The organism is Actinomadura sp. NEAU-AAG7 (assembly GCF_018603865.1).
In the GTDB taxonomy this organism is placed as follows: domain Bacteria; phylum Actinomycetota; class Actinomycetes; order Streptosporangiales; family Streptosporangiaceae; genus Spirillospora; species Spirillospora litoris.
Genome location: NZ_JAHFZY010000001.1, coordinates 105,792 through 127,554 on the forward strand (window position 1 = coordinate 105,792; position 21,763 = coordinate 127,554).

A 21,763-nucleotide genomic window follows, 5' to 3' on the forward strand; every position below is an offset into this window, starting at 1 on the left:
TGTGAATCAACCCCCCGCCCCACCACAACCCGTCCCACCACGACTCACCCGACCACCCAACCCCCACCCACAGACGCGCGCCCTCTAGAACCGAGCCGCCATCACCACAACCACCTATCGACCATCACAACGCCCCGCACCCTGATCACCCCGCCCCCTCGCACCGCCCCCTCGCACCGCCCCCTCGCACCGCCCCCTCGCTCCTCGCTCCTCGCTCCTCGCTCCTCGCTCCTCGCCGGAGCGTGGTCTTCAGTGGTCGGCGGCGTCGTGGGCGAGGATGGCGAGCTGGATGCGGTTGGACAGATCCAGCCGCGTCAGCGCGCTGGAGATGTGGGCCTTGACGCTGCTCACCGACATGTAGAGGCGCTCGGCGATCTCGGAGTTCGCGAGTCCCTCGGCGACGGCGGCGGCGACCTCGCGTTCGCGCCGCGACAGCGCGGACATGCGCTTGCGCGCCTCAGCGGAGCGGACGTTCTCCACCGGTCCCGTGGTGAGCCGGTCGATCAGCGTGCGGGTCACGGTCGGGGAGAGCACCGGTTCGCCCCTGGCGGACCGCCGCACGGCGTCGACGATCTCGTCGGGCCCCGCGTGCTTGAGCAGGAAGCCCGCCGCCCCGGCGCGCAGCGCGGCCACGACGTTGGCGTCGTCACCGAACGTCGTCAGAACGATGACCGCTGGCGCACCGTCCCCACGAGCGGAGAGCGCTCGGGTCGCGGCGATGCCGTCCAGATACGGCATCCGCACATCCATGAGGACGACATCGGGCAGCAGGCGGGACACCGCATCGACGACGCCGGTACCGTCGGCGACCTCCCCCACCACCTCCAGGTCAGTGGCGCCGCGCAGCATCAGCCGCAGCCCGGTGCGCACCAGCGGGTCGTCATCAACGAGAAGTACCCGTACCGGGGCGGACGGCCGATCGGTCATGCCGGCCACGGTAACCGGACGGCCAACCGGAAACCCCCCTCGCGCGGCCCATGCTCCAGAGTCCCACCGTCCAGCGCCACCCGTTCCCCCAACCCGGCCAGCCCCCGCCCCGCACCAGGCAGAACCACGCTGCCAGCATCAACCAACGCGGCGCCCTCACCTGTCGACCCGACAGCCGCCCCGGTCATCGCCGTCACAGCCTCGGCCACCACGGTCGCCCGAGCCTCCCCCCTGACAGCGGCAGCATTCGCCGGCACGCCCCGTCCCGTCGTCGATCCCGGTATCGCGGCGCCAGCGGAACCGGCCAACGCGACGTCGACCGCCGCAGGGCAAGCCTCAGCCACCCCGGGTACAGCCACCTCCACCGCAGCAGCCGAATCCGCCGAAGAGACAGCGGGGTCCTTCGGCAGAGCGACGGCCTTCGCCGACGCAGATACGGCCTCCCCCAGCACAGCAGCGACATCCCCCAACACGGCAGCGGGTTCCGCCGGCACGGTGGCAGCCTCCACCGCCGCAGGGGTGGAGGCCGTCACCATCAAGGCGCCATCCGTCAACGTGGCGCCGATGGTCACAGGGCCAGACACCGCCAGCGCGGGTGCAATCTCCTCCAACGCAGCAGCGGCATCCCCTAGCGCGGCACCGGGAACCCTCGGCACAGCGGCAGCCTCCGCCGACCCAGGGATGGAGCCCGCCACCACCAGGGCGCCATCGGTCAGCGTGGGGGCGGGCTCAGTCAGCATGGAAGCGTTGTCGGGTATCGGGTTGGTGACCACCACCTCTAGGCCGGTGCCGGGTCGGCCGGTGAGGCGGACGGTGACCGGGGCGTCGGGGGCGTGTTTGCGGGCGTTGGTCAGGCCCTCCTGGACCGTGCGGTAGGCGGTGCGCTGTACCTGCGGACGCGGCGGGACCGGCGCGTCGAGGACGTCCCCGCCGTCGAACGCGACCCGCTGCCCGGCGGCCCGCGCCTCCTCGACCAGACCGGCGATCTCCGTCATGCGCGGTTGTGGCCGCGCGAGGGACGCGGAGGCGTCGTCGGGATCCTCGGCGTCGTCCGAACGCAGCACCGCGAGGACATCACCGAGTTCGTCGAGGGCGAGGCGGGCGTTGCCGCGGATGACCTCGACCGCCTCCCGCACCTCGGCGGCCTCAAGCGGCGGCCCCTTCCCCGTCTCGGCCTGGGTCGTCCGGTAGGCCAGCGCTCCGGCGTGCATCGCCAGCAGGGAGACGCGGTGCGCCAGCACGTCGTGCATCTCGCGGGCGATCCGGGCACGCTCGGCCCGGCGGGCGTCGGCGAGCCGCAGCGCGTGCTCGCGCCGTCGCCGTTCCTCCTCCAGGCGCGCTCCCTCCGCCAGGCGGCGCCGGGCCCGGACGGCCACGCCCCACCCGAGCGGCGCAGTGAAGATCAGCAACAGCGCCACCGCGTTCTGCCCGCCGGAGCTGCCCGGCGGCGGGAACAGCAGCCCGAAGGGCACGACCACCAGCAGGTTGAGGCCGGTGGCCAGCGCGGCGGCGGGCCATTCCCGGTGGACGGCCACGGTGAGCACGGCGACGGCGGCGGCACCGGTCGCGGCGGCCGTCACCGCGAGCAGTGGCGCCATCAGTAGGGCCAGCCCCAGCGGGAAGCGTCGCCGCAGGCACAGCGCCAAGCAGGCGACGGCGCCGAACCAGGGGTCGGCCGTGACCGTCCAGCCGGGCAGGCCGTCCTGCTGCGGAAGGGTCCGCTGGACATCCGCCCACACCAGCCACGCGCCGCCGAGCAGGGCGATGTCGACCGCCCAGTCCCGCATGACGCGGCGGTGCCTGAGCCCGGCGGGCGGCGTCCACCACGTCCCGCCCGTAGCGGCGAGGGCTTCGCGAATTCGGTGCATGAGCCGAGCCTAGGGACGGTCCGAGCGGACGGGCAGTAGCCGATCGGCCTTTGGTCGTGGCCACCTGGCCAGAATCGATGGCCGCCTGGCCGAGGACGCGACCCGGACCCCGGTGGTGTGCTCGACGGCATGAAGGTCATCAACACACCCGGCGCCCACGGCAAGGTGGCCGCCGCGATCACTGTGGCGCTCGCGCTCGGCCTGATCGGCACGGCCGGGCCGCAGGCGGACGCACGCGCCGCCGCGACGGCGATCAAGATCGAGGGCGAGGCTCCGACCCGGGCCGACATCCCGTCCGCGTCCGACCGGCGGGCGTCGGGCGGCAGATATCTGGCGCTGGCCACGGCCCGCCGTCCGGACGGACGGGGCTGGTACGCCACCTACACCGTCCATGCCCCGGCCGCCGGCCCCTACCGCCTGGAGGCGACAATGTCCTCCCCGCTGGAACAGGCGGAGGACACCGAGACCGGCTCCCCGATCAACCTGGCGGTCAACGGCGGTCCCTCCACCCAGGTCTCCAAATCCCAGGCGTACTGGTCGGACGCCCCCCGAGCCTGGGGCGACCTCTACCGGCTGGGCCTCGGCGACGTCGAGCTGCATCGCGGCGTCAACGAGATCACCTTCAGGATCGACGAGCCCGTCGCCTTCGAGGGGGCGGTGCTCCACCGCTTCCTCCTCGACTCCTTCACGCTGACGCCGACGCCGCTCGCCCTGTCGGACGTCCATATCCAGGATCCCGCCACCAATCTCGGCATCTACCGCTCAAAGGCGGATCTGCGTTTCCGCCTCAACGCGCACACGGCGGCCCCCCAAACCGTCCGGTACGACATCCGTGACCACCGCTCCTCCCAGGTCGCCTCGGGGACCGCCACGATCCCCGCCGGAGCCACGACGGTGACCCTCGCGCTGCCGAACTTGCCGCCGGGCCACTACACAGCGAGCGCGACGCTTTCCGGGAAGACACTGGTCGGACGCTTCGCGAGGCTGCCGGAGCAGCGACCCGTCCAGGGTTCCGGCAATCGGTTCGGCGTGAACACCTGGGCCCACGCGGTGGTGCCGTCGGCCCGGAGGGACGCGCTGGCCGACGCGCTGCGGCAGATGGGGGCGGGTTACGTGCGCGACGGCCGGTCCTGGCCCGCCACCGAGCCGCGCCGGGGCCGCTACGCTCCGACCCCGCAGGACGGCGTCATCGCCGCGATGCACCGCCACGGCCTCAAGTCGCTGGAGGTCATCGAGGGTCCGCCGGAGTGGGCGATGACACCGACCTCCGTCCCGCTCCCGGCCGACCTGCGCGACGCCTACAGATACGGGCGGCACGTCGCGGGCAAACCCTCCGGGGTCCGGCCCGACGTGGTCCAGATGTCGAACGAACCCGACGTGGACGACACCGCGAGCACCGGCGACCAGCAGGCCGCCTACGTGAAAGCGGCCGCCCTCGGCGTGGCGGCCCGCCGCGACCGTCCGCTCATCGCACTGCCGGGCATCGCGGACATAGGGCCTTACCAACAGCTGATGCTGCGGAGCGACGTCGTCCGGTACGCCGACATCTGGTCATTCCACGGCTACCCCTGGCCTCCAGGAACGCCCGACCCCGATGTCCCGAGCTCCGCCGGCGACCAACACGAACTCTGGCGGCGCCACGGTGAGGGGACCGCGAGGTGGATGACCGAATCCGGGATCTTCCTGCCGGTCCAGCCCGGGCAGGATCCCACCGGGGCGCGGCAGTCCGAGCAGGCGCGGTACCTGGTCCGTTCGGCCGTCGAGGATCTCGCCGACGGGGTGGACAAGCACTTCTGGTTCGCCGGGCCGCCGCTGACCGATGACGGGTTCACGTTCTCGATGTTCAGCCGAGCCTTTCAGCCGCTGCCCGCCTACAGCGCGCACGCCGCCCTCACCGGACTGCTGGGAAGGGCGGACTTCGTCCGGCGGCTGCCGGGCCTGCCCGCGGGAGCCAGCGGGCACGTCTTCGACAGCGGTACGCAGAACGTCACGGTGCTGTGGGCGGCCAAACCCACCCAGGTGAAACTCCCGATATCCGGACGGGTGGACCGCTACGACCTGATGGGCGCCCCGCAGGGCCCAGCCGAGCGCGCCACGGACGGAACCCTGCACATCACAGCCTCACCCGACCCGATCTACCTGGTGTCGCAACGCACCGAACGCCGACCGCACCGTCCGCACGGCGAGCAGCGGCTCCGGCGCGTCCCGTCTGCGGCGGAGCAGGTCGTGCTCAGCCAGCGGTACGCCGCCGCCAACGCCGCCCCCGGCAAGGACAACGGCAACACCGAACCGCCCGTCGGCTACCGAATGGGCACCACCACGCGCATGTGGCTCGACGCCTACAACTTCGGTGACCGTCCACAAAAGATCAGCTTGTCCGGCCGTGTCTCCAACGGCTGGACGATCCGCCCCGGTGCCGCCACGACGATCACGATCCCCCCACAGGGTCGTGTCAGCGTGCCCTTCACCATCACCGCAGGTACCCGTCCCCGCCCCGGCATCGACTACGACCTCACCTTCACCGGCACACTCGCGGGCCGTCCGATCCCGCCTTCGGCCTCCTGGATCCAACTCAAACGATGACCACGCCCACGATCACCCCGACCACACAAGAACCAGCGATCCAACGGCCCCGCCCATGCCCAACCAGCACACAATCCCAACCACACATGGACGAGCGGCTCGACAGCCCCAAACCAAACCGACCCACCGCGGCCCCAACACCCAAAAACGAGCGATCGAACCGCCCTTGTCGACGACGACCATCGCCTCAATCACACAGCAGCGGCAGTCCGACCACTACGAACAGCCATCGCAACCCCGACTACACCCAGGGATGCGCAGTCCGACCGCTCTTGCCCCAGCTGACCATCGCGGCTCCAACCACTCGGGAACTCCCGGTTGGACCGTTTTAGCCGCAGTCGGCCATCGCGCCTCAGAAGATCGCCGACGAGTGCATGCTGAGAGGCTCCGAACCGTCCCACCCCAGCTAGGAGCGTTACTCGATGCCCATCAGCCTGGAGAAGGTCAATGCCACGGCCCCCGGCTTGGTCGACCTTTACAAGACCGCCAGAGTCAACCTCGAAAAGCGTGGTCTCGGCGGCGAGCGCGCCGCCGTCTACCTGGTGCTCGACCGGTCCGGCTCGATGCGGCGCTACTACAAGGACGGCACCGTCCAGCACCTGGCCGAACAGGCCCTGGCGCTCGCCGCGCACCTGGACGACGACGGCAAGGTCCCCGTGGTGTTCTTCGACAAGTCCGCGTACCCGCCGGTGGAGGTCGGCCTCACCCGGTACCAGGGCCGGATCAACGAGGAGCACGAACGCCTCGGGCACATGGGCACCACGAACTACGCCGCCGCGATGGAGGCGGTCATCGCCCACTACCAGGGGACCGCCCCCGCCGCACCGGCGTTCGTGATCTTCCAGACGGACGGGTCGCCGGACTCGAAGACGGCGGCGGAGAAGGTCCTCTGCGGCGCGTCCACGCTGCCGATCTTCTGGCACTTCATCGGCTTCGGCAACGACGAGTTCCGGTTCCTGCACAAGCTCGACGACCTTCCCGTCCCGCAGAAGCGCATGATCGACAATGCGGCGTTCTTCCCCGCCGGCCCCGAGCCGCGTGCGATCGCCGACGACGACCTCTACCACCAACTGATGACCGAGTTCCCCTCATGGCCCGCCGACGCACGCGCCGCCGGAATCGTGAAGTAGGAGGCCACGCCGCAGAGGCCAGTGCCGGAGGTGAAGAAGCCGAGGAGACCAGGCAACTGCCCGAGCGTTGAGCTGGGGGCTGTGTCAGGTGCCGGGACGTGCGCCGTGAGCGGCGCGCCATAAGTGGTACGCAGCTGGCGTTACGCACACGGGCGGGATGAGGCCGCATGGCATGTGTCAAAGCGGGAGGGTGATGGCGCGAAGCGGCGTGTGCTGCGCACGTGGGAGAGCGCGCGGGAAGGGTCCACGGTCCGCAAGCGAGGCGGACGGCGGCGACACGCACGGGAGGCGGTGCACGGGAGCCGGTGCACGGGAGGCGGTGCACGGGAGGCGGCGCACGGGAGGCGGCGCACGGGAGGCGGCGCACGGGAGGCGGCGCACGGGAGGCGGCGCACGGGAGGCGGCGCACGGGAGGCGGCGCACGGGAGGCGGTGCGATGTGCGGACCATAGGCCATGCGGGCCGGTTGGCATGCGGGCCGGGAGGCGCGAGCGTCGGGGGTGTTGAGGCCGGGCGGCGTGAGGGCCGGGCGATCTGCGGGCCGGAGTGTGGAGCGGACGGCAGGCGGGTCGGGCCGTGTGCCAGCCGGGCGATCTGCGGGCCGTGCGATCTGCGGGCCGTGCGATTTGCAGATGGGGCGGTGTGAGGGCCGGGGATGTGCGAGTCGGGGGTGTGTTGGGCAGACGGCAGGCGGGTCGGGGGTGGGCCCGGTGGGTGATCTGTGGGGGTTAGGGGGTTAGGGCGTGGGGGGCTTGGTCAGTGGGGGGTGGAGGGGTTGGGGGTGGAGCCGGTGGGGGGACCAGGCGGCGGGTCAGGCGGCGGCCTAGGCGTTGGGCCGGGGTCTCGATCCAGCGGTGGCAGGCCCAGCTTGCGGTGACCAGGACGGTGACGAAGGCGGCCAGGCCCAGTTTGTTCTCGTGGTTGCTGGTGCCGAGGAACTGGGTGTCCACCATCAGCAGGATCGGGTGCAGGAGGTAGATCGAGTAGCTGGCGGCGCCGAGGGTGATGGCCCAGCGGGGGAAGCTCCGGCCGCGCAGCAGCCAGGCGGCGCCGAACGTCAGGGCAGCCAGGACGATCGGGAGGGTCCAGGTGAACTGGTTGTTCCAGGCGCGGGTGGAGGAGCCCGCGTGCACCGTTCCGGCGGCGATCCCGCCCGCGAGGACGACGGCGACGGTGACGGCGGCGGCGCGGCGGCTGATCTGGCGGTGTTCGGCGCGGTAGAGGACGGTTCCGGTGAACATGATCGCTAGGAGGGTCAGCCCCTCCCAGGCGTAGACGCGGCTGTTGGCGGCCGCCAGCGCGGCGGCCAGCAGGCCGCCGAGGACGCCGCCGAAGACGCGCAGGCCGGGGCGGTCCGACACGGCGGCGGCGATCGAGATGACCAGACCGATGGTGACGGCGGCGACGAGGGGGCCGATGCCCGCGGTGCGCGAGAGCAGGGTGGAGGGGATGAGGCCGCCCACGAGCACCGCGGCCAGTGCGAATCCGGAGGCGACCGGCGCGGAGCGGCGGTGCCCGCCGACGACGAACAACCCGACGATAAGGAGGTAGAAGGCCATCTCGTAGGTCAGCGTCCACAGGACGTTGATGGCATTGGGGACGGCGAGAAGATCCTGCAACATGGTCAGATGCGCCAGGACGGCTGTCACCGGGTCGTACTGTTCCAGCCCCGCGCGCAGCCCGAGGATGCCGAGGATGAAGGGGAGCACCGCCGCCAGGCAGCACAGCGCGAGCATGGGGTAGATGCGGAAGAAGCGTCCGATCCAAAAGCCCCGGACGCTGCCGCGGCGCTCCAGAGAGGCCGGTACGATATAGCCGCTGACCAGGAAGAACACGAGGACGCCGTAGCGGCCGGGGTCGAAGCGTTCGGCCATCCACCTCTGCACGTCCGGGATGTAGACATAGCTCGCGTGATGGAGCGCGACCGTGATCGCCGCCCATCCCCGCAGCGCGTCCAACCAGCCGAGTCGGGCGATTGCGGAGGACTCAACCGCATTGGGGATCATCCCGACAGAGTAGGGCGCATGGCGCCCTGGGGTGGTCCGGTTGTCAGATCATCCGGTCAAGGGGAAGCGGGCCGGCGTTCGCACCGCGCGGATGATCGCGGGGTGCGAGGATGGTGCTCCCGGGCAGGTACAAAGGTTGTTGTTCTGCGAAAGGAATCACCTATGCCCTTGTCCCCCCGCCTCCAGGCACCGCCGGAGACACTGGCCCTGCTGGAGGAGTCCTACGAGCGGGTCCTGCGCCGCGACCCGGGCGAGCCTGAGTTCCACCAGGCCGTCCACGAGGTGCTGGAGTCACTCCCGCCCGTGCTGGCCGCGCGACCCGGGCTCGCGGCCGCGAAGATGGTGGAGCGGGTCATCGAGCCGGAGCGGCAGATCGTCTTCCGCGTCCCATGGCAGGACGACGCGGGCGAGATCCACGTCAACCGCGGGTTCCGGGTCGAGTTCAACAGCGCGCTCGGGCCGTACAAGGGCGGGCTGCGGTTCCACCCGACGGTGAACCTCGGCGTGGTGAAGTTCCTCGGCTTCGAGCAGATCTTCAAAAACGCGCTGACCGGGCTCGGCATCGGCGGCGGCAAGGGCGGCAGCGACTTCGACCCGCACGGCCGCTCCGACGCCGAGGTCATGCGGTTCTGCCAGTCGTTCATGACCGAGCTGCAGCGGCACATCGGCGACCACACCGACGTCCCGGCGGGCGACATCGGGGTCGGCGGACGCGAGATCGGCTACCTGTTCGGGCAGTACCGGCGGGTCACCAACCGCTGGGAGGCGGGCGTGCTCACCGGCAAGGGCCTGCCGTGGGGCGGATCCGCGGGCCGGACGGAGGCCACCGGCTACGGCAACGTCATGTTCACCGCCGAGATGCTGCGGCGGCGCGGGGAGGACCTCGACGGCCAGCAGGTCGTCGTGTCCGGCTCGGGCAACGTGGCGATCTACACCATCGAGAAGGCGCAGGCGCTCGGGGCGAACGTCGTCACGATCTCCGACTCCGGCGGCTACGTGGTGGACGAGAAGGGCATCGACCTCGACCTGCTCAAGAAGGTCAAGGAGGTCGACCGGGGCCGCGTCTCCGACTATGCCGAGCAGCGCGGCGACTCGGCGCGGTATGTGGCGGGCGGCAGCGTCTGGGACGTGCCCGCCGACATCGCGCTCCCGTCCGCGACCCAGAACGAGCTGGACGAGAGCGCCGCGGCGGTGCTCGTCCGCAACGGCGTCAAGGCCGTCTCGGAGGGCGCGAACATGCCGGCGACGCCCGGCGCGGTGCACGTGTTCCAGGGCGCGGGCGTCGCGTTCGGGCCGGGCAAGGCCGCCAACGCGGGCGGCGTCGCGGTGAGCGCGCTGGAGATGCAGCAGAACGCGGGCCGCGAGTCGTGGACGTTCGAGCGGGTCGAGTCCGAGCTGTCGGGGATCATGACGTCCATCCACGACACCTGCTTCGAGACCGCCGAGCGGTACGGCGCGCCCGGCGACTACGTCGTCGGCGCCAACATCGCGGGCTTCGAGCGCGTCGCCGACGCGATGCTCGCGCAGGGCCTGATCTAGACCGCAGTCGATCGCGGGCCCGCCCAACGGCGACCTCGCCCAGGGCGGGCCCGTCCGGCAGCCGGTCCGCTTCGCAGCAGGGCTCGGCACAGCGCGCCCGGCTGGGCGGGGCCGTCCGCTGTGCACCCTTTCCTGCGGCTCGCCGCCGCAGGCCAGCACCTCGGCGTACGCAACTCGGCTGGGATGCCCGTGTCCGGCAACCGGTCCGCCCTACAGCGGGCTTGCGCAGCGAGCCCAGCCTGGGAAAGGGTCGTCCAACGGCGGCCCTGTTGGAGCGATCGCGCCGCAGCCACTCAGGCGCAACACCTCGGCGTAGGCGATTCGGCTTGGGGCGTGCTCGGCGTAGGCGATTCGGCTGAGGCGGGCTCGGCTTGGGGCGGGGCTGCTGACGACGGGGCCGCTTGCAGCGAGCTCGGCATGGTGAGTCCAGTGCAGTGGGCGTGGGTAAGGGCGCGCCCATCAGGCGCTTGGCCTGACTTGCAGCGGGGCTGACTCAGCAGGTCTGGCTTGAGGAGCTACCCGGCGGCAGCCCCGACGCTGGCACTGCGGGCGGCCCGGAGCGCGCCGTCGCTACGGCGGCGGCGGTGCTCGGCGAGGAGGCGCTGGCGGCGGCCGTCCCGCTGCTCCAGCGGGTGGCGCTGCGCCAGGACCATCAAGCGGGCTCGGTGTAACGGCTTCGGTGCAGCGCGCTCGGCATAGGTGCCTCGGTCTTGGAATGGGCTCGGCTTGGGCGGCGCGTCCGACGGCAGGGGCGCTTGCGGCGGGTTGGGCGTAGCGGGTTCGGCGCAACGAGCGCGAAGAGGGATGGGCCCGTCTGGCGGATGGCCTGCATCGCAGCGGGCCCGGCTCAGCAGAGTCGGCTTGGGTCCTCAGACGGCGGTCCTCTTGCAGCGGGCGCGGCGTGGCGGCTTCGATGGCCTGCGCTCGGCTTGGTGGGGCGGGCTCGGCTTGGGAGGTCCGTCCGGGGGCAGGGCCGCCTGCGGCTTGGGTTGGGTGGTTGGCGGCGGGGGCGCGTTGTGGCGGCTTGGTGTTGGGGGCAGGGCAAGGGGTGCGGCGGGTCAGGTTGGGTTCGGTGGCGGTAGGGATGGCTTGCGGTGAGGATGGCTTAGGCAGTTCGGTGTGGGGGCTGGGGTTAGGTTCTTACTGTTTCTCTGGGGCGGGACGTGGTGGTGGGTGCGAGGTGGCGGCGGTTGTTCAGGATGAACAGGGCTGCGGTGCCGGCCAGGGTGGCTGCCAGGAGGAAGGCGCCTTCGGGGCCGCTGCGTTCGGCCAGGAGGCCGGCCAGGGGGAGGGTCGCCGCCTGGCCGCAGTTGTTCATGGTGGACAGCCAGGTGTAGGTCTCGGCGGCGCGGCCCTCGGGGGCGACGACGCCGCCGATCCGGCCGAGGAGGGCGAGGGCGGGGGCGACGACGAGGCTGCCCAGGACGACCGCCGCGCCGGCCGGCCAGGGGCCCGGGGCCAGGGCGCCGAGGACGGACGCCGCCGCGAACCAGCCCGCGAGCACCGCCACATGGGAGGCCAGCGACCCCGGCCAGCGGCGCAGGCCGAACAGGAGGCCGCCCGCCAGGCTCGCGACGGCGGAGAACGCCATCACGACGCCGAGCAGTTCGGGGCGGTCGCGCTCTCCCGCGACGGCGGCGACGCCCACTTCGACGACCGCGAGCGCGGGCAGGAAAAGGAACGCGCCGAGCAGCAGCCGGCGGACGCCGCCGTCGGCGAGCGGGCCGAGCGTCCACAGGGCGCGGGCGGGCGGGGTGTCGACGCAGGCGCCGGCGAGGCGTCCGCTGGACAGCATCACCGCGACCCCGGCGGCGGTGCAGCCGCCCGCCGCCGCGAGCGGCAGCCAGCCCGCGACCGCGCCGAGCCCGCCGACCAGCAGCGGGCCGATGATGTAGACGGTCTCCAGGATGACGGCCTCGGCGGTGAAACCGGTGGTCAGCAGGTCGTCGGGGACGAAGACGGGCAGCGCGACCCGCAGTGCGGGCCCGGCCGGGGGCAGGGACGCGCCCGCGAGGAGCGCGCCCGTGAGGAGCAGGCCGGTCTCCGGCTCGGAGGTCGACCAGCAGATCGCCAGGAGGGCGAGCGCCGCGCACTGGGCGGTCGCGGCCAGGGAGAGCACCCGTCCGGGAGGGAAGGTGTCGAGGGCGCGGCCGAGCAGGGGGGTCGCGATCATGAGCGCGGCGGAGAACGCGCCGACCAGCAGGCCGGAGCGCGCGGTGCCGCCGGTGTCCTGGCCGAGCAGGAGGAGGGAGAGCCCGATGACGCCGACCGGCATCCGGGCGAGCAGATATCCGAAATACAGGCGCGCGGTGCCCGGAATGGCGAACAGGGCACGATAGGAGTTGGCGCTTCCCGTCCCCAGGTTCGGCCCCGTCATTTTCACCTCCAGCACCCAGGTAAGCACGGTCCGCACACGGCTTGGCGGAAAAGTGCCTGATCTTGGCCGACATCGGCCACCCCGGTGCGGTGGCCCTCGTCGCGGCGGGTAGAAAAGGTGCGTGAAACTTCCAGCCCAGAAGGGAGGACCCGTGAAGCGAAAGGTAATCCGTAAGCAGCAGACGGCCAGCCAGCGCCACGAGTTCTGACGGCTCCCGAGCGTGGCCGGGCCCCTTTTCGGGTTCGCGCCACGTTTCCGTCCGGCACTCGTTTCCCATCCACCACCGGAGGTCGACACGTGCGGGTGACCCTCGCGGTCATGCCCTGGCACCTCATGACCGCGCCGAACGGCGCGGCCGGCGTCCTGGCCGCGGCCCTCGCGCCGGACCACGAGGTCACCACGTACTACGGCAGCATTTCCTTCGCCGAGCACCTGCTCGGCGAGGCGGAAACGGCCGAGGAAGGCACCGCGCGAGCGCGATTGCTGCCCGAGGCGTACATGTACGTCGCCGAAGAGGGATTCACCGGCGGAATAGGTGAATGGCTTTTCACCGGCGCGCTCTACGGGCACCGGAGTTTCCCGGACGAGGCGTCCGCCGCCTGCGCCGCGATCGGCTTCGACCCGGACGTCGCGGAGCAGATCTTCGAGCTCGCCCCGGCGTTCGCCGACGCCGCGGCGCAAGAGATCATCGCGGGCCGTCCCGAGGTCGTGGGGTTCACCACGACGTTCTCGCAGACCATTCCGGCGCTCGCGGTCGCACGGCGGCTGCGGGCGCTCGATCCGGACATCACGATCGTCTTCGGCGGCTCCAACTGCGACGACACCATGGGCGCCGCGCTGCACCGGTGCTTCCCGGAGATCGACTTTGTGGTGCGGCGGGAGGGCGAGGCGCCGCTGCGCTCGCTGCTGGCCGCGCTGGCCGAGGGCGGCCAAGGGCGGCCGGCCTCGATTCCCGGCCTGTGCTGGCGCGACGCGGACGGGACGTCCCGCGCGAACCCCGAGGGCGGCGCGCTGCCGAGCGGCGCGCAGTTCCCGCCGATGGACCAGAGCGCCTATTTCGAGCGGCTGGAGGAATCGCCGGTCGCCGACTACATCCAGCCCGCGCTGATGATGGAGTCGGCGCGCGGATGCTGGTGGGGCGAGCGGCACCACTGCACTTTCTGCGGGCTCTCCGATCTCATTCTGCCGTTCCGGTCGAAGGCGCCGGACCGGGTCGTCGAGGAGTTGCTCGCGGGCATCGAGAGGCATCAGGTGCTCGATGTTCTCACCACCGACAACATCGTTGACAAGAACTACTACGAAACGGTTTTCCCCACACTGGAGAAAAGCGATCTCGATCTGCGGGTGATGTACGAGATCAAGTCGAACATCACACCGGAGCAGGCGCGCGCGTTGCGCGGCGCGGGGGTCATCCAGGTGCAGCCGGGAATCGAGAACCTCCATTCGCTGCCGCTGAAGCTCATGCGCAAGGGCGTCACCGGCGCGAACAACGTCGCGACGCTTCGCGAACTCCAGGAGCAGAGCCTCACCGTGCTGTGGAACTACCTCGTCGGCTTCCCCGGAGAGACCGATGGGTGCTATCAGGAGGTGATCACCCAGATCCCCCTCCTGTACCATCTTCAGCCGCCGCTCGGCGCGCACCGCATCGCGCTCGAACGTTTCAACCCGTACTTCGACCACCCTGACCTGGGATTCGCCGAGCGCCGTCCGCGATCCTGGTACCGGGGCGTGTTCCCCGACCTGGGCGAAACGGACCTGAACGACGTCGCCTACCTCTTCGAGACGCCCGACCGAGGCGTCGGCGGCGCCACGCTGGCCGGGTTGAAGGCGGCGTTCGACGCCTGGCGCGAGGCGTACGCGACCTCGGCGCTCACCCACCGGGCCGTCGCCGGGCGGCTGCACCTGTACGACCGGCGGGCCGGGCGGCGCGCCGCCGACCACGTCCTGGACGAGCCGACCGAGGTCGCCGCCTACGCCGCGCTCGGGCGGGGCCGCTCGCCGGAGGGCCTCGCGCGGCACCTGTCGGCGGGCGGGTGGCCGGTCGACGCCGCCTGGGCCTCGGCGTTCATCGACGATCTCACCGCGCTCGGCCTCGTCTTCCGCGAGTCGGGGCGCGCGGTGACGCTGTCGACCGGGCACGACGCGACGGCGGTGCGCGGCACGGCCATCCCCACGCCCGCCATGGTCGGTGCGGGCACATGATCCTCCGGGGAGCACGATGATCCGCGATCTGCCGCCGGTCGACCTGACCAGCGCCGCCGGGGTCGCCGCCGCGCGAGGGCGCCCGGACGTCCGCGTCCTGGAGGTGTCCCTCGCCGACCTGGCGTCCGGCACGGCGGTCCCGCGCGGGAAGCAGGAGCCGCTGACGTGGCTGCGCGTCCGCCCGACCGGGGCCGAACTCGACGGCGGCCCGTGGCCCGGCGACGACGCGCTCGGCGCGCTGCCCGCCGCCGGGGTCGTCGGCCTGACGCTGGAGGCCCCGGCGCTGCCGCGCGCGCCCTGGCTGATCGCCTTCCTCGTCCGCGCGACCTCGTTCCAGCTCCCGCTGGAGTGGGGCGGCCCGGTCGCGGGCCTGCCGTGCGGGCTGCTGTTCCACCTTGCGCCCCCGGCGTTCGGCGACGAGGTCGCGGGCAAGTGGCGGGCGGCGCACCGCTACGGCCAGTGCTACTGGCGGCGCGGGCCCGGGTTCGCCGCCGTCCAGGACCTGCGCGAGGACCCGGGCGCCCACTTCGTCATCCACGAGCCGGGCCTGCTCGCGCTCTTCCACCGCCTCGCCGACCCGGTCGAGGTCGCGGACCTCGGCGCGGACGACCGCGCCCACCTGCGCGACCTGCTGGACGCGCGGCTCGCCGTCGAGCTCGGCGGCGTCGCGGTCGGGCTGCCCTACCGGCTGCGCCGCTGGCCCGCGCCCGTCATCGACTTCTGACCGGGGAGGAGAACCGGCCGATCAGCAGCGCGAGCCGCCGCTCGTGGTCGGCGCGGCGCAGGCGGCCGTGGCGCATCAGCATGTGCAGGCCGTGCAGGCCGCTCCAGAACGTCTCGGTGAGCATCTCCAGGTCGTCGTCGCCCGCGTAGGGGCGCATGGTCTCGCGCAGTTCGCCGAACCCCTCCCGCAAGGGCGCCGGTGACTCCGGGCTGGCGAACTCCAGGTCGACGGCGAGCGTGAGCATCGCGTCGTACAGCGCGGGCCGCCGCTCGCCGAACTCGGCGTAGGCGGCCGCGACCGCCGCGATGCCGCCCGGACGGGCCGCGCGCAGTACGGCGGCGAGGTCGGCTAACCCCTCCAGCGCGACCGCGGCCATGATCGCGTCCTTGCCCGAGAAATGGCTGTAGAGGATGGGCTGGCTGTACTCGATCTCCGCCGCGAGCCGCCGCGTGGTCACCGCGTCCCAGCCCTCGGCCTCGGCCAGCTCCCGCGCGGCCGTGACGATCGCCCGTTCCCGTTCCGCCCGCTCGCGCTCCCGGCGCGCCTGAATCGACATGGCCATGATTCTAGCATCGCTAGTCATCTTGCCAATGCTCTGCTAACGTCGATCACGTTCCTAGCACTGCTAACTCAACGGGAGTCGTCATGCTCGCACCGATCGCCTACGGCCTGGCCGTCCTGCTCAGCCTGTTCGTCCTGTTCATCGGCGCGCGGTTCCTCGTCCAGCCGCTTCCGGCGGCGGCCGGCTACGGCGTCCCCGCCAAGCCGGACGGCGACCCCGCCTACCTGAGCGTCAAGGGGGTCCGCGACGCCGCCTTCGGGCTCCTCGGCCTGGCCCTGGTCGCCTTCTCCGGAGCCGACGCCGCCGCCTGGTACATGCTCGTCGTCGCACTCGTCCCGCTCGGCGACACCGTGATCGTGCTTCGCAACGGCGGGACGAGGGCCGCCGCGTTCGGCATCCACTTCGCGACCGCGCTGGTCGTCCTGCTCAGCGCCGCCCTGCTGTTCGCGGTCTGAGCGATGGACGCCGTCCCGGGGCTTTTCGAAACCTCCCCGCACCGCTTGAATCTTGGGCGGGGGCCGTCACGACCGGAGGAGGGGCTGTGGACGATCTGCGACCCGGGGACCCCCGTGCCGTCGGCCGGTACACCCTGACGGCGCGCCTCGGCGCGGGCGGGATGGGCCAGGTCTACCTCGGGTCATCGCCCGGCGGACGGCCCGTCGCCGTCAAGCTCGTCCACGCCGGTTTCGCCGCCGACGCCGAGTTCCGGCGCCGGTTCAAGCGGGAGGTGGAGGCGGCCCGGCGGGTCGGCGGGTTCCACACCGCGCCGGTCGTGGACGCCGACCCCGACGCCGACACGCCCTGGCTGGTCACCGCCTACGTCCCCGGGCCCTCGCTGGCCTCGGCGGTCGCCGAGCACGGACCATTGCCCCCGGCCTCGGCCCGGGTGCTCGGCGCCGGGCTGGCCGAGGCGCTGGAGGCCGTCCACGGGGCGGGGGTCGTGCACCGCGACCTCAAGCCGTCCAACGTGCTGATCGCCGCCGACGGGCCGCGCGTCATCGACTTCGGCATCGCCCGCGCGGTCGACGCGTCCGGGATCACGACCCGCGCCGGGACGCCCGGCTTCATGGCCCCCGAGCTGATCACGGACGGCGCGAGCACCCCGGCCTGCGACGTGTTCGCGCTCGGCGCCGTGCTCGCCTTCGCGGTCGGGGTGCGGCCGTTCGGCGAGGGGCCCTCGGAGGCGCTGACCTACCGGGTCGTGCACCGGGAGCCCGATCTCGGTGGCGTGCCGGAGCCGCTCGGCCCCCTGGTCGCGGCCTGCCTCGCCAAGGACCCGGCGGCCCGTCCGGCGCCGTCCGACCTGCTCGGCGCCCTGACCCCGGGCGGGGACGCGGGCGCCTGGCTGCCGCCGCCCGTCCAGGAGATGGTCACCCGCTTCCCCACCGCGCACACGCCCACTCCCAGGCCGGCACCGACGCGCCAACTCCCGTCGCCGCAGGCCGCCCCACCCGCGCGGCAGGCCGTGCGGATCGCGGGGCGGATCACGCCCGCCGCGATCGCGCTCGCCGCGTCCGTCCTCTACTCGCTGATCTGGGTCGCGATCTTTCTGCTCGGCGCCGGGCTCGCCCTCGGCGGCACCTCCTCCGACGCCGACAGCGTCGCCACGCTCATCGGCGTCGTCGTGGCCATAGTCGGCGCGGTGAACTGCGTCAGGGCGATTCCGCGCGCGGTCTGGCAGGCCATGGCGCTGGCGCGGCCCGTGACGTTCGAGATCGGCCCCGGCGGGCTCAGCCTGCGGCACGGCGGACGCCGCGTCCACTACGGGTGGCACGAGATCGGACGGGTCGTGCTCCGCCGCATCGACGACAAGAAGAAGCGGGCGTTGTGCGTATCCCTGAACCCTGGGAGCGCGCAGCCCGACTACCTGAGCCCGCGGAGCCCGTTCTGCTACACCGAGGCGGACACCGGCTGGGTCGTCATCGCCCCGCTGATCCGGCTGCGGACCTCGCGGCGGGAGATCGAGGGGATCGTCGTCCGGTATGCGGGCCCCCGGTGGGGCGGCCACGCCTGACGCGCTAGGACGCCAGCGTCCCGCAGTGGTCGGGCGACATGCTCGCGGCCAGCGCGGCGGCCTCGCCCCGGTCGCGCAGCCCGAGCTTCCCGAGGACGTTCGACACGTGGTACTTCACGGTCTTCTCGCTCAGCGCGAGCCGCTCGGCGATCCACGCGTTGGACGGACGGGACGCCAGCAGCGCCAGCACCTCCCGCTCGCGCGGCGTCAGCACACCGGGACGGTGCGGGTCGGCCTCGAACAGCTCGTCCAGCAGCGCGGGCCCGTCGACGGGGTCGTCCAGCAGGCAGCAGGCGAACGCGGGGGCGAGGTAGCGGCCGCCGGCGGCGGCCGTCCGGGCGGCGGCGGTCACCTCGGCGACCGGCCCCCGCCGGTCGGCGATGCTCGCGACACCGGCCCACAGCGCGGCCAGCAGTTCGGGGCGCCCGGCGGCCTCGCCGAACCGCGCGGTGTGGTCCACCAGCAGCACGACCGGGACGCGGAGCACGCGCCCCTCCCGGCACACCGCTCGGACGAGGTCCCCGTGCCCGGCCCGCCACGGGCTGAGGTCGACCACGAGCAGGTCGGTCGCGGCGGCGACGAGCGCGGCGGCCACCGATCTCCCGTCCGGCACCACGAGCCTGACCTGGCCCCCGAGCGTCCGGCCGAGGACGCCCGCCACCCGGTCGCGGCAGTCGGCGTTGGCTGAGCACAGCAGTATCGACGTCACGTCCTTCACCTCCCGGCGCCTCGGCGAACGGGACCCGATCACCCGATCACCTCTGCCGCGAGCCTCGCCGATGGGGTTACGGACGCACATCCGGAGAATCACTGATATTGCCGATTCCCGGGGTTACGTAGTGCCCGGCGGCCGCACCCCAGGAGCGCCGCGACCGCGGCTCAGGAGGGGGACCTGAGCGCGCTGACGACGCCCGCGCGGGACGAGACGCCCAGCTTGGCGAAGATGTGCGCGAGGTGGCTCTCGACGGTGCGGGCGCTGATGAACAGCGCCTCGGCGATCTGCTGGTTGGTCCGCCCGGCCGAGACCAGCTCGGCCACCTCCAGCTCGCGCCGCGACAGCTCGTGCGGGCCGGACGAGCGGCCGCGCACCGGGACGTAGATCCCGAGCCGCCGCTGCTCCCGCACCGCCCGCCGCAGGAACGAGGCCGCGCCGCAGCCGCCGAACACCTCCGCCGCGCGCCGCAGGTCGGCCTTGGCGGTGTCGCGGCGGGACGCGCGCGCGGCGGCGGTCCCGGCGGTGAGCAGCGCCCGCCCGGCGTCGAGCGGGTACTCGTTGCCCGCCAGCACGGCGGCGGCGCCCCGGGCGTGCTCGGCGGCGGCGCCCGGGTCGGTGCTAAGCAGGGAGTGCGCGCGGGCGAGCGCGGCGAGGCCGGTCGAGACGGGCAGGCTCGCGTGGGAGTACTTGTCGGCCTCGGCCGCCCACTCGGCGGACGCGGCGTGCCGCCCCCGCGCGGCCTCCAGCTCGGCGAGCCGCTCGGAGACCTGGACCAGCGTGACGAGGTCGGACCCGGGACGGGCGAACCCGTTGGCCGCCTCCAGCAGGGACCGGGCCCCGGCCTCGGCCTGCCCCGTCTCCACCAGCGCCAGGCCGAGCGCCAGCTCGGCCTGCTTGCCCCACCACTCGCCCTGGTCGCCGGCGGTGTCCACGGCCCGCTGCGCGAAGTCGACCGCGTCGGCGCCGTTCCCCTTCCAGTACTCGACGACCGACCGCTGCGCGAGGCCGAACACGATCTGCTGCCCCGCGTTCAGCATCTCGGCCAGCTCGACCGCCTCGTCGGCCGTCGTGGCGGCCCGCGCGAGCCCGCCGAGGGCGGTCTGCGCCCGCGCGAGGCCGCACATGGCGACCGAGACGATGAAGTGCTGCCCGGTCGCGCGGGTCACCGAGAGCACCCGCTCGAAGTGCCGCGAGGCGTCGGCGGGCCGTCCCATCAGCAGCTCCGACCAGCAGAGCCAGGTGAGGGAGTCCACCGACTCGGCGAGCTGCCCGTCCGGGGTGATCGCGAGGAGGTGGGACGCGGTGTCCAGCTCGCCGAGCGCCCGGTCGATCTGGCCGTCGGCGTAGCTGCACATGGGACGCAGCGCGGCGACCGCCATCGTGCACGCCGCGTCCCAGGACGGGCTGTGCTCGGGGATGTCGTCGAGGAGGGCGCGGGCCGCGTCCTGGTCCATCCGCAGCAGGTTCTCGGCGACCAGCCGCAGCCGCAGGTGGACGGCCGCCGGGGACTCGCGGTCGGGCATCGCGCGCAGCTCGTCCATGATGACGGCGCGGCTCTCCTCCACCCGTCCGAGCAGCCGCCGCGTCATCGCGCTGAACCGGGCCGCCCGCGCGCGGTCGGTGCCCTCGCCGCGCGGCAGCAGCCGCATCACCTCGTCGGCGGCCCGCTCCCCCTGCTCCAGCTCGCCCGCGACGACGTGCAGGCGGCTCACCTTCAGCATCACCGCGACACGCTCGGGGTGGTCCTCGGGCATCCGCCGCAGCGCGCCGGAGAACCAGAACGCGGCGGCGCTCGGCGCGTGCGACTCCACGGCCCGCGCGGCCCGCAGCAGGATGTCGATCGCGGCGGCGTCGCCGTAGCGGGCGGAGTTCTCGACGTGGTGGGCGAGCAGGGTCGCGGGCGCGCCCACCTGCTCCAGGTGGCGGGCGATGCGCGCGTGCACGGCGTGCCGCCAGCCCGCGGCGGCGGTGCTGTAGACGGTGTTGCGGACGAGCGGGTGCCGGAAGCGGAACCGCCCCGTGGCGGACGGCTGGACGACGCCGCTGACGACCAGCTCGTCCAGCGCGGTGACGACGTCGCTCTCGGGGACGCCCGCCGCGACGGCGATCAGGCCGGGCTCGAACGCGTCCGCCGCGACGGCGGCGGCGCGCGCGACGAGCAGGGCCGGTTCCGACAGGCCGCCGAGTTCGAGCTGGATGGCGGCCCGCACGCTGAGCGGCACCTCCGCCTGCGGGTCGCGGGTCGCGGCCCCGTCCATGCGCGACAGCGCCTCCAGGTAGAACGGGTTGCCGCCGCTGACGCGGTGCAGCTCGCGCTGGCGCGCGCGGCTGAACCCCGCGCCGAGGTACTCCGCCGTCTCGCCCAGGTCGAAGCAGCCGACGTTGAGGTGCAGGCCGTCGTCGGCCTGGATCAGCCGGGCCAGGCTCGGGATGTCCGGGCGGTAGTGGAACGCCGTCGCCACCACCACCCCCGCGCGCGGCGGGTTGCGGACGAGGTAGTCGAGGAAGCCGAGCGAGGCGGAGTCGCCCCAGTGCAGCCCGTCCAGGATGAGCGCGAGCGGGCGCGACTTGGCGAACGTCTGGACGACGAGCCGGAGGGTGCCGTGCAGCCGGTGGCGCGCGGCGACGGGGTTCGCGTCCGCGCCGGGCTCGGGGGCCGGGGGCGGTTCGCAGCGGTCCGCGACGGTGGGGAAGATCCCCGACAGCCGCGCCACCGCCGCCGGGCCGACCCGCGGCGGCAGCTTCGGCACGACGTCGGGGACGTGGTCGCCGAGCGCGTCGACCAGCACCCCGAACGGCACCTCCCGCTCGTACTCCGAGGCGCGCCCCGCGAGCACGAGGAACCCCTCCGGAGCGGCGCGCGCGGCCAGCTCGTTCAGCAGCCGGGTCTTCCCCACGCCGGGCTCCCCGGTCAGCGCGAGAAAGCGGAACCCGCCCCCGGCCGCCGCCGCGATCGCCTCGTCGATGGCGCGGAGTTCCTCCCGGCGTCCCACGAGCGAGGTCGAGCGAGCGGTGAATTCGTCCATGGACTGCCCTTCGGGCGAAATCACGGAGCGCGAACGCTCCTCGGCGGGTTCGTGATCGTGGTGGGAGGATCTCTCAGAATAGTGTTACCGC

At 72.9% G+C, this 21,763-nt stretch carries 15 protein-coding genes; 7 read left to right on the forward strand and 8 right to left on the reverse strand.

The window, feature by feature from the left end:
• Nucleotides 1–249: 249 nt before the first annotated feature.
• Together KLI87_RS00485 and KLI87_RS41375 are read right to left on the reverse strand one after the other, a co-directional pair.
• Nucleotides 250–927 (reverse strand): response regulator transcription factor, encoded by a 678-nt coding sequence (locus tag KLI87_RS00485; protein WP_156217444.1) that lies wholly within the window; start codon nt 925–927, stop codon nt 250–252.
• On the reverse strand, nt 924–2,795 hold the full coding sequence (locus KLI87_RS41375; RefSeq protein ID WP_214615413.1) for a histidine kinase: 1,872 nt from the start codon (nt 2,793–2,795) through the stop codon (nt 924–926). Before KLI87_RS41375 ends, KLI87_RS00485 begins: the two co-directional genes overlap by 4 nt.
• 129 nt (nt 2,796–2,924) lie before the next feature.
• Here KLI87_RS41375 and KLI87_RS00495 point away from each other — a divergent pair, with 129 nt between their 5' ends.
• Both KLI87_RS00495 and KLI87_RS00500 read left to right on the forward strand, forming a co-directional pair.
• On the forward strand, nt 2,925–5,378 hold the full coding sequence (locus KLI87_RS00495) for a hypothetical protein (RefSeq protein ID WP_214615414.1): 2,454 nt from the start codon (nt 2,925–2,927) through the stop codon (nt 5,376–5,378).
• 422 nt (nt 5,379–5,800) lie between these two features.
• Nucleotides 5,801–6,508: a VWA domain-containing protein gene (locus KLI87_RS00500; RefSeq protein WP_214615415.1), complete on the forward strand. Its 708-nt coding sequence runs from the start codon at nt 5,801–5,803 to the stop codon at nt 6,506–6,508.
• Between the two features lie 727 nt (nt 6,509–7,235).
• Here KLI87_RS00500 and KLI87_RS00505 read toward each other — a convergent pair.
• Nucleotides 7,236–8,465: an acyltransferase gene (locus KLI87_RS00505; RefSeq protein ID WP_250903443.1), complete on the reverse strand. Its 1,230-nt coding sequence runs from the start codon at nt 8,463–8,465 to the stop codon at nt 7,236–7,238.
• A 210-nt stretch (nt 8,466–8,675) separates the two neighbouring features.
• Between KLI87_RS00505 and gdhA the strand changes: the two genes are divergently transcribed.
• Nucleotides 8,676–10,052, forward strand: a complete 1,377-nt coding sequence (gene gdhA, locus KLI87_RS00510) for an NADP-specific glutamate dehydrogenase (protein ID WP_214615417.1) — start codon at nt 8,676–8,678, stop codon at nt 10,050–10,052.
• 515 nt (nt 10,053–10,567) lie between these two features.
• Here gdhA and KLI87_RS00515 read toward each other — a convergent pair.
• Nucleotides 10,568–10,705 carry a hypothetical protein gene (locus KLI87_RS00515; RefSeq protein ID WP_214615418.1) on the reverse strand — a complete coding sequence of 46 codons (138 nt, stop codon included), beginning with the start codon at nt 10,703–10,705 and terminating at the stop codon, nt 10,568–10,570.
• A gap of 479 nt (nt 10,706–11,184) precedes the next feature.
• Entirely contained in the window at nt 11,185–12,429 is a 1,245-nt protein-coding gene (locus KLI87_RS00520; RefSeq protein ID WP_156217439.1) for a hypothetical protein, read from the reverse strand.
• Nucleotides 12,430–12,726: 297 nt separating this feature from the next.
• On the opposite strand from KLI87_RS00520, the gene KLI87_RS00525 reads away from it, so the two are divergent.
• Complete coding sequence (locus KLI87_RS00525) at nt 12,727–14,631, forward strand: RiPP maturation radical SAM C-methyltransferase (RefSeq protein WP_214615419.1); 1,905 nt, start codon at nt 12,727–12,729, stop codon at nt 14,629–14,631.
• A gap of 16 nt (nt 14,632–14,647) precedes the next feature.
• On the forward strand, nt 14,648–15,355 hold the full coding sequence (locus KLI87_RS00530; protein WP_214615420.1) for a DUF5825 family protein: 708 nt from the start codon (nt 14,648–14,650) through the stop codon (nt 15,353–15,355).
• Here the strand turns inward: KLI87_RS00530 and KLI87_RS00535 are convergent.
• A complete protein-coding gene (locus tag KLI87_RS00535) occupies nt 15,342–15,911 on the reverse strand; it encodes a TetR/AcrR family transcriptional regulator (protein WP_156217436.1) in 570 nt (189 codons plus the stop codon). The genes KLI87_RS00530 and KLI87_RS00535 overlap by 14 nt on opposite strands.
• A gap of 89 nt (nt 15,912–16,000) precedes the next feature.
• On the opposite strand from KLI87_RS00535, the gene KLI87_RS00540 reads away from it, so the two are divergent.
• Nucleotides 16,001–16,372: a DUF4267 domain-containing protein gene (locus tag KLI87_RS00540; RefSeq protein WP_156217435.1), complete on the forward strand. Its 372-nt coding sequence runs from the start codon at nt 16,001–16,003 to the stop codon at nt 16,370–16,372.
• A gap of 86 nt (nt 16,373–16,458) precedes the next feature.
• Complete coding sequence (locus tag KLI87_RS00545) at nt 16,459–17,931, forward strand: protein kinase (protein WP_308165792.1); 1,473 nt, start codon at nt 16,459–16,461, stop codon at nt 17,929–17,931.
• A gap of 4 nt (nt 17,932–17,935) precedes the next feature.
• Here KLI87_RS00545 and KLI87_RS00550 read toward each other — a convergent pair whose 3' ends face one another.
• Together KLI87_RS00550 and KLI87_RS00555 are read right to left on the reverse strand one after the other, a co-directional pair.
• Nucleotides 17,936–18,640, reverse strand: a complete 705-nt coding sequence (locus KLI87_RS00550) for a LuxR C-terminal-related transcriptional regulator (RefSeq protein ID WP_308165793.1) — start codon at nt 18,638–18,640, stop codon at nt 17,936–17,938.
• A gap of 170 nt (nt 18,641–18,810) precedes the next feature.
• Complete coding sequence (locus KLI87_RS00555; protein ID WP_250903444.1) at nt 18,811–21,672, reverse strand: AAA family ATPase; 2,862 nt, start codon at nt 21,670–21,672, stop codon at nt 18,811–18,813.
• Nucleotides 21,673–21,763 lie beyond the last annotated feature (91 nt).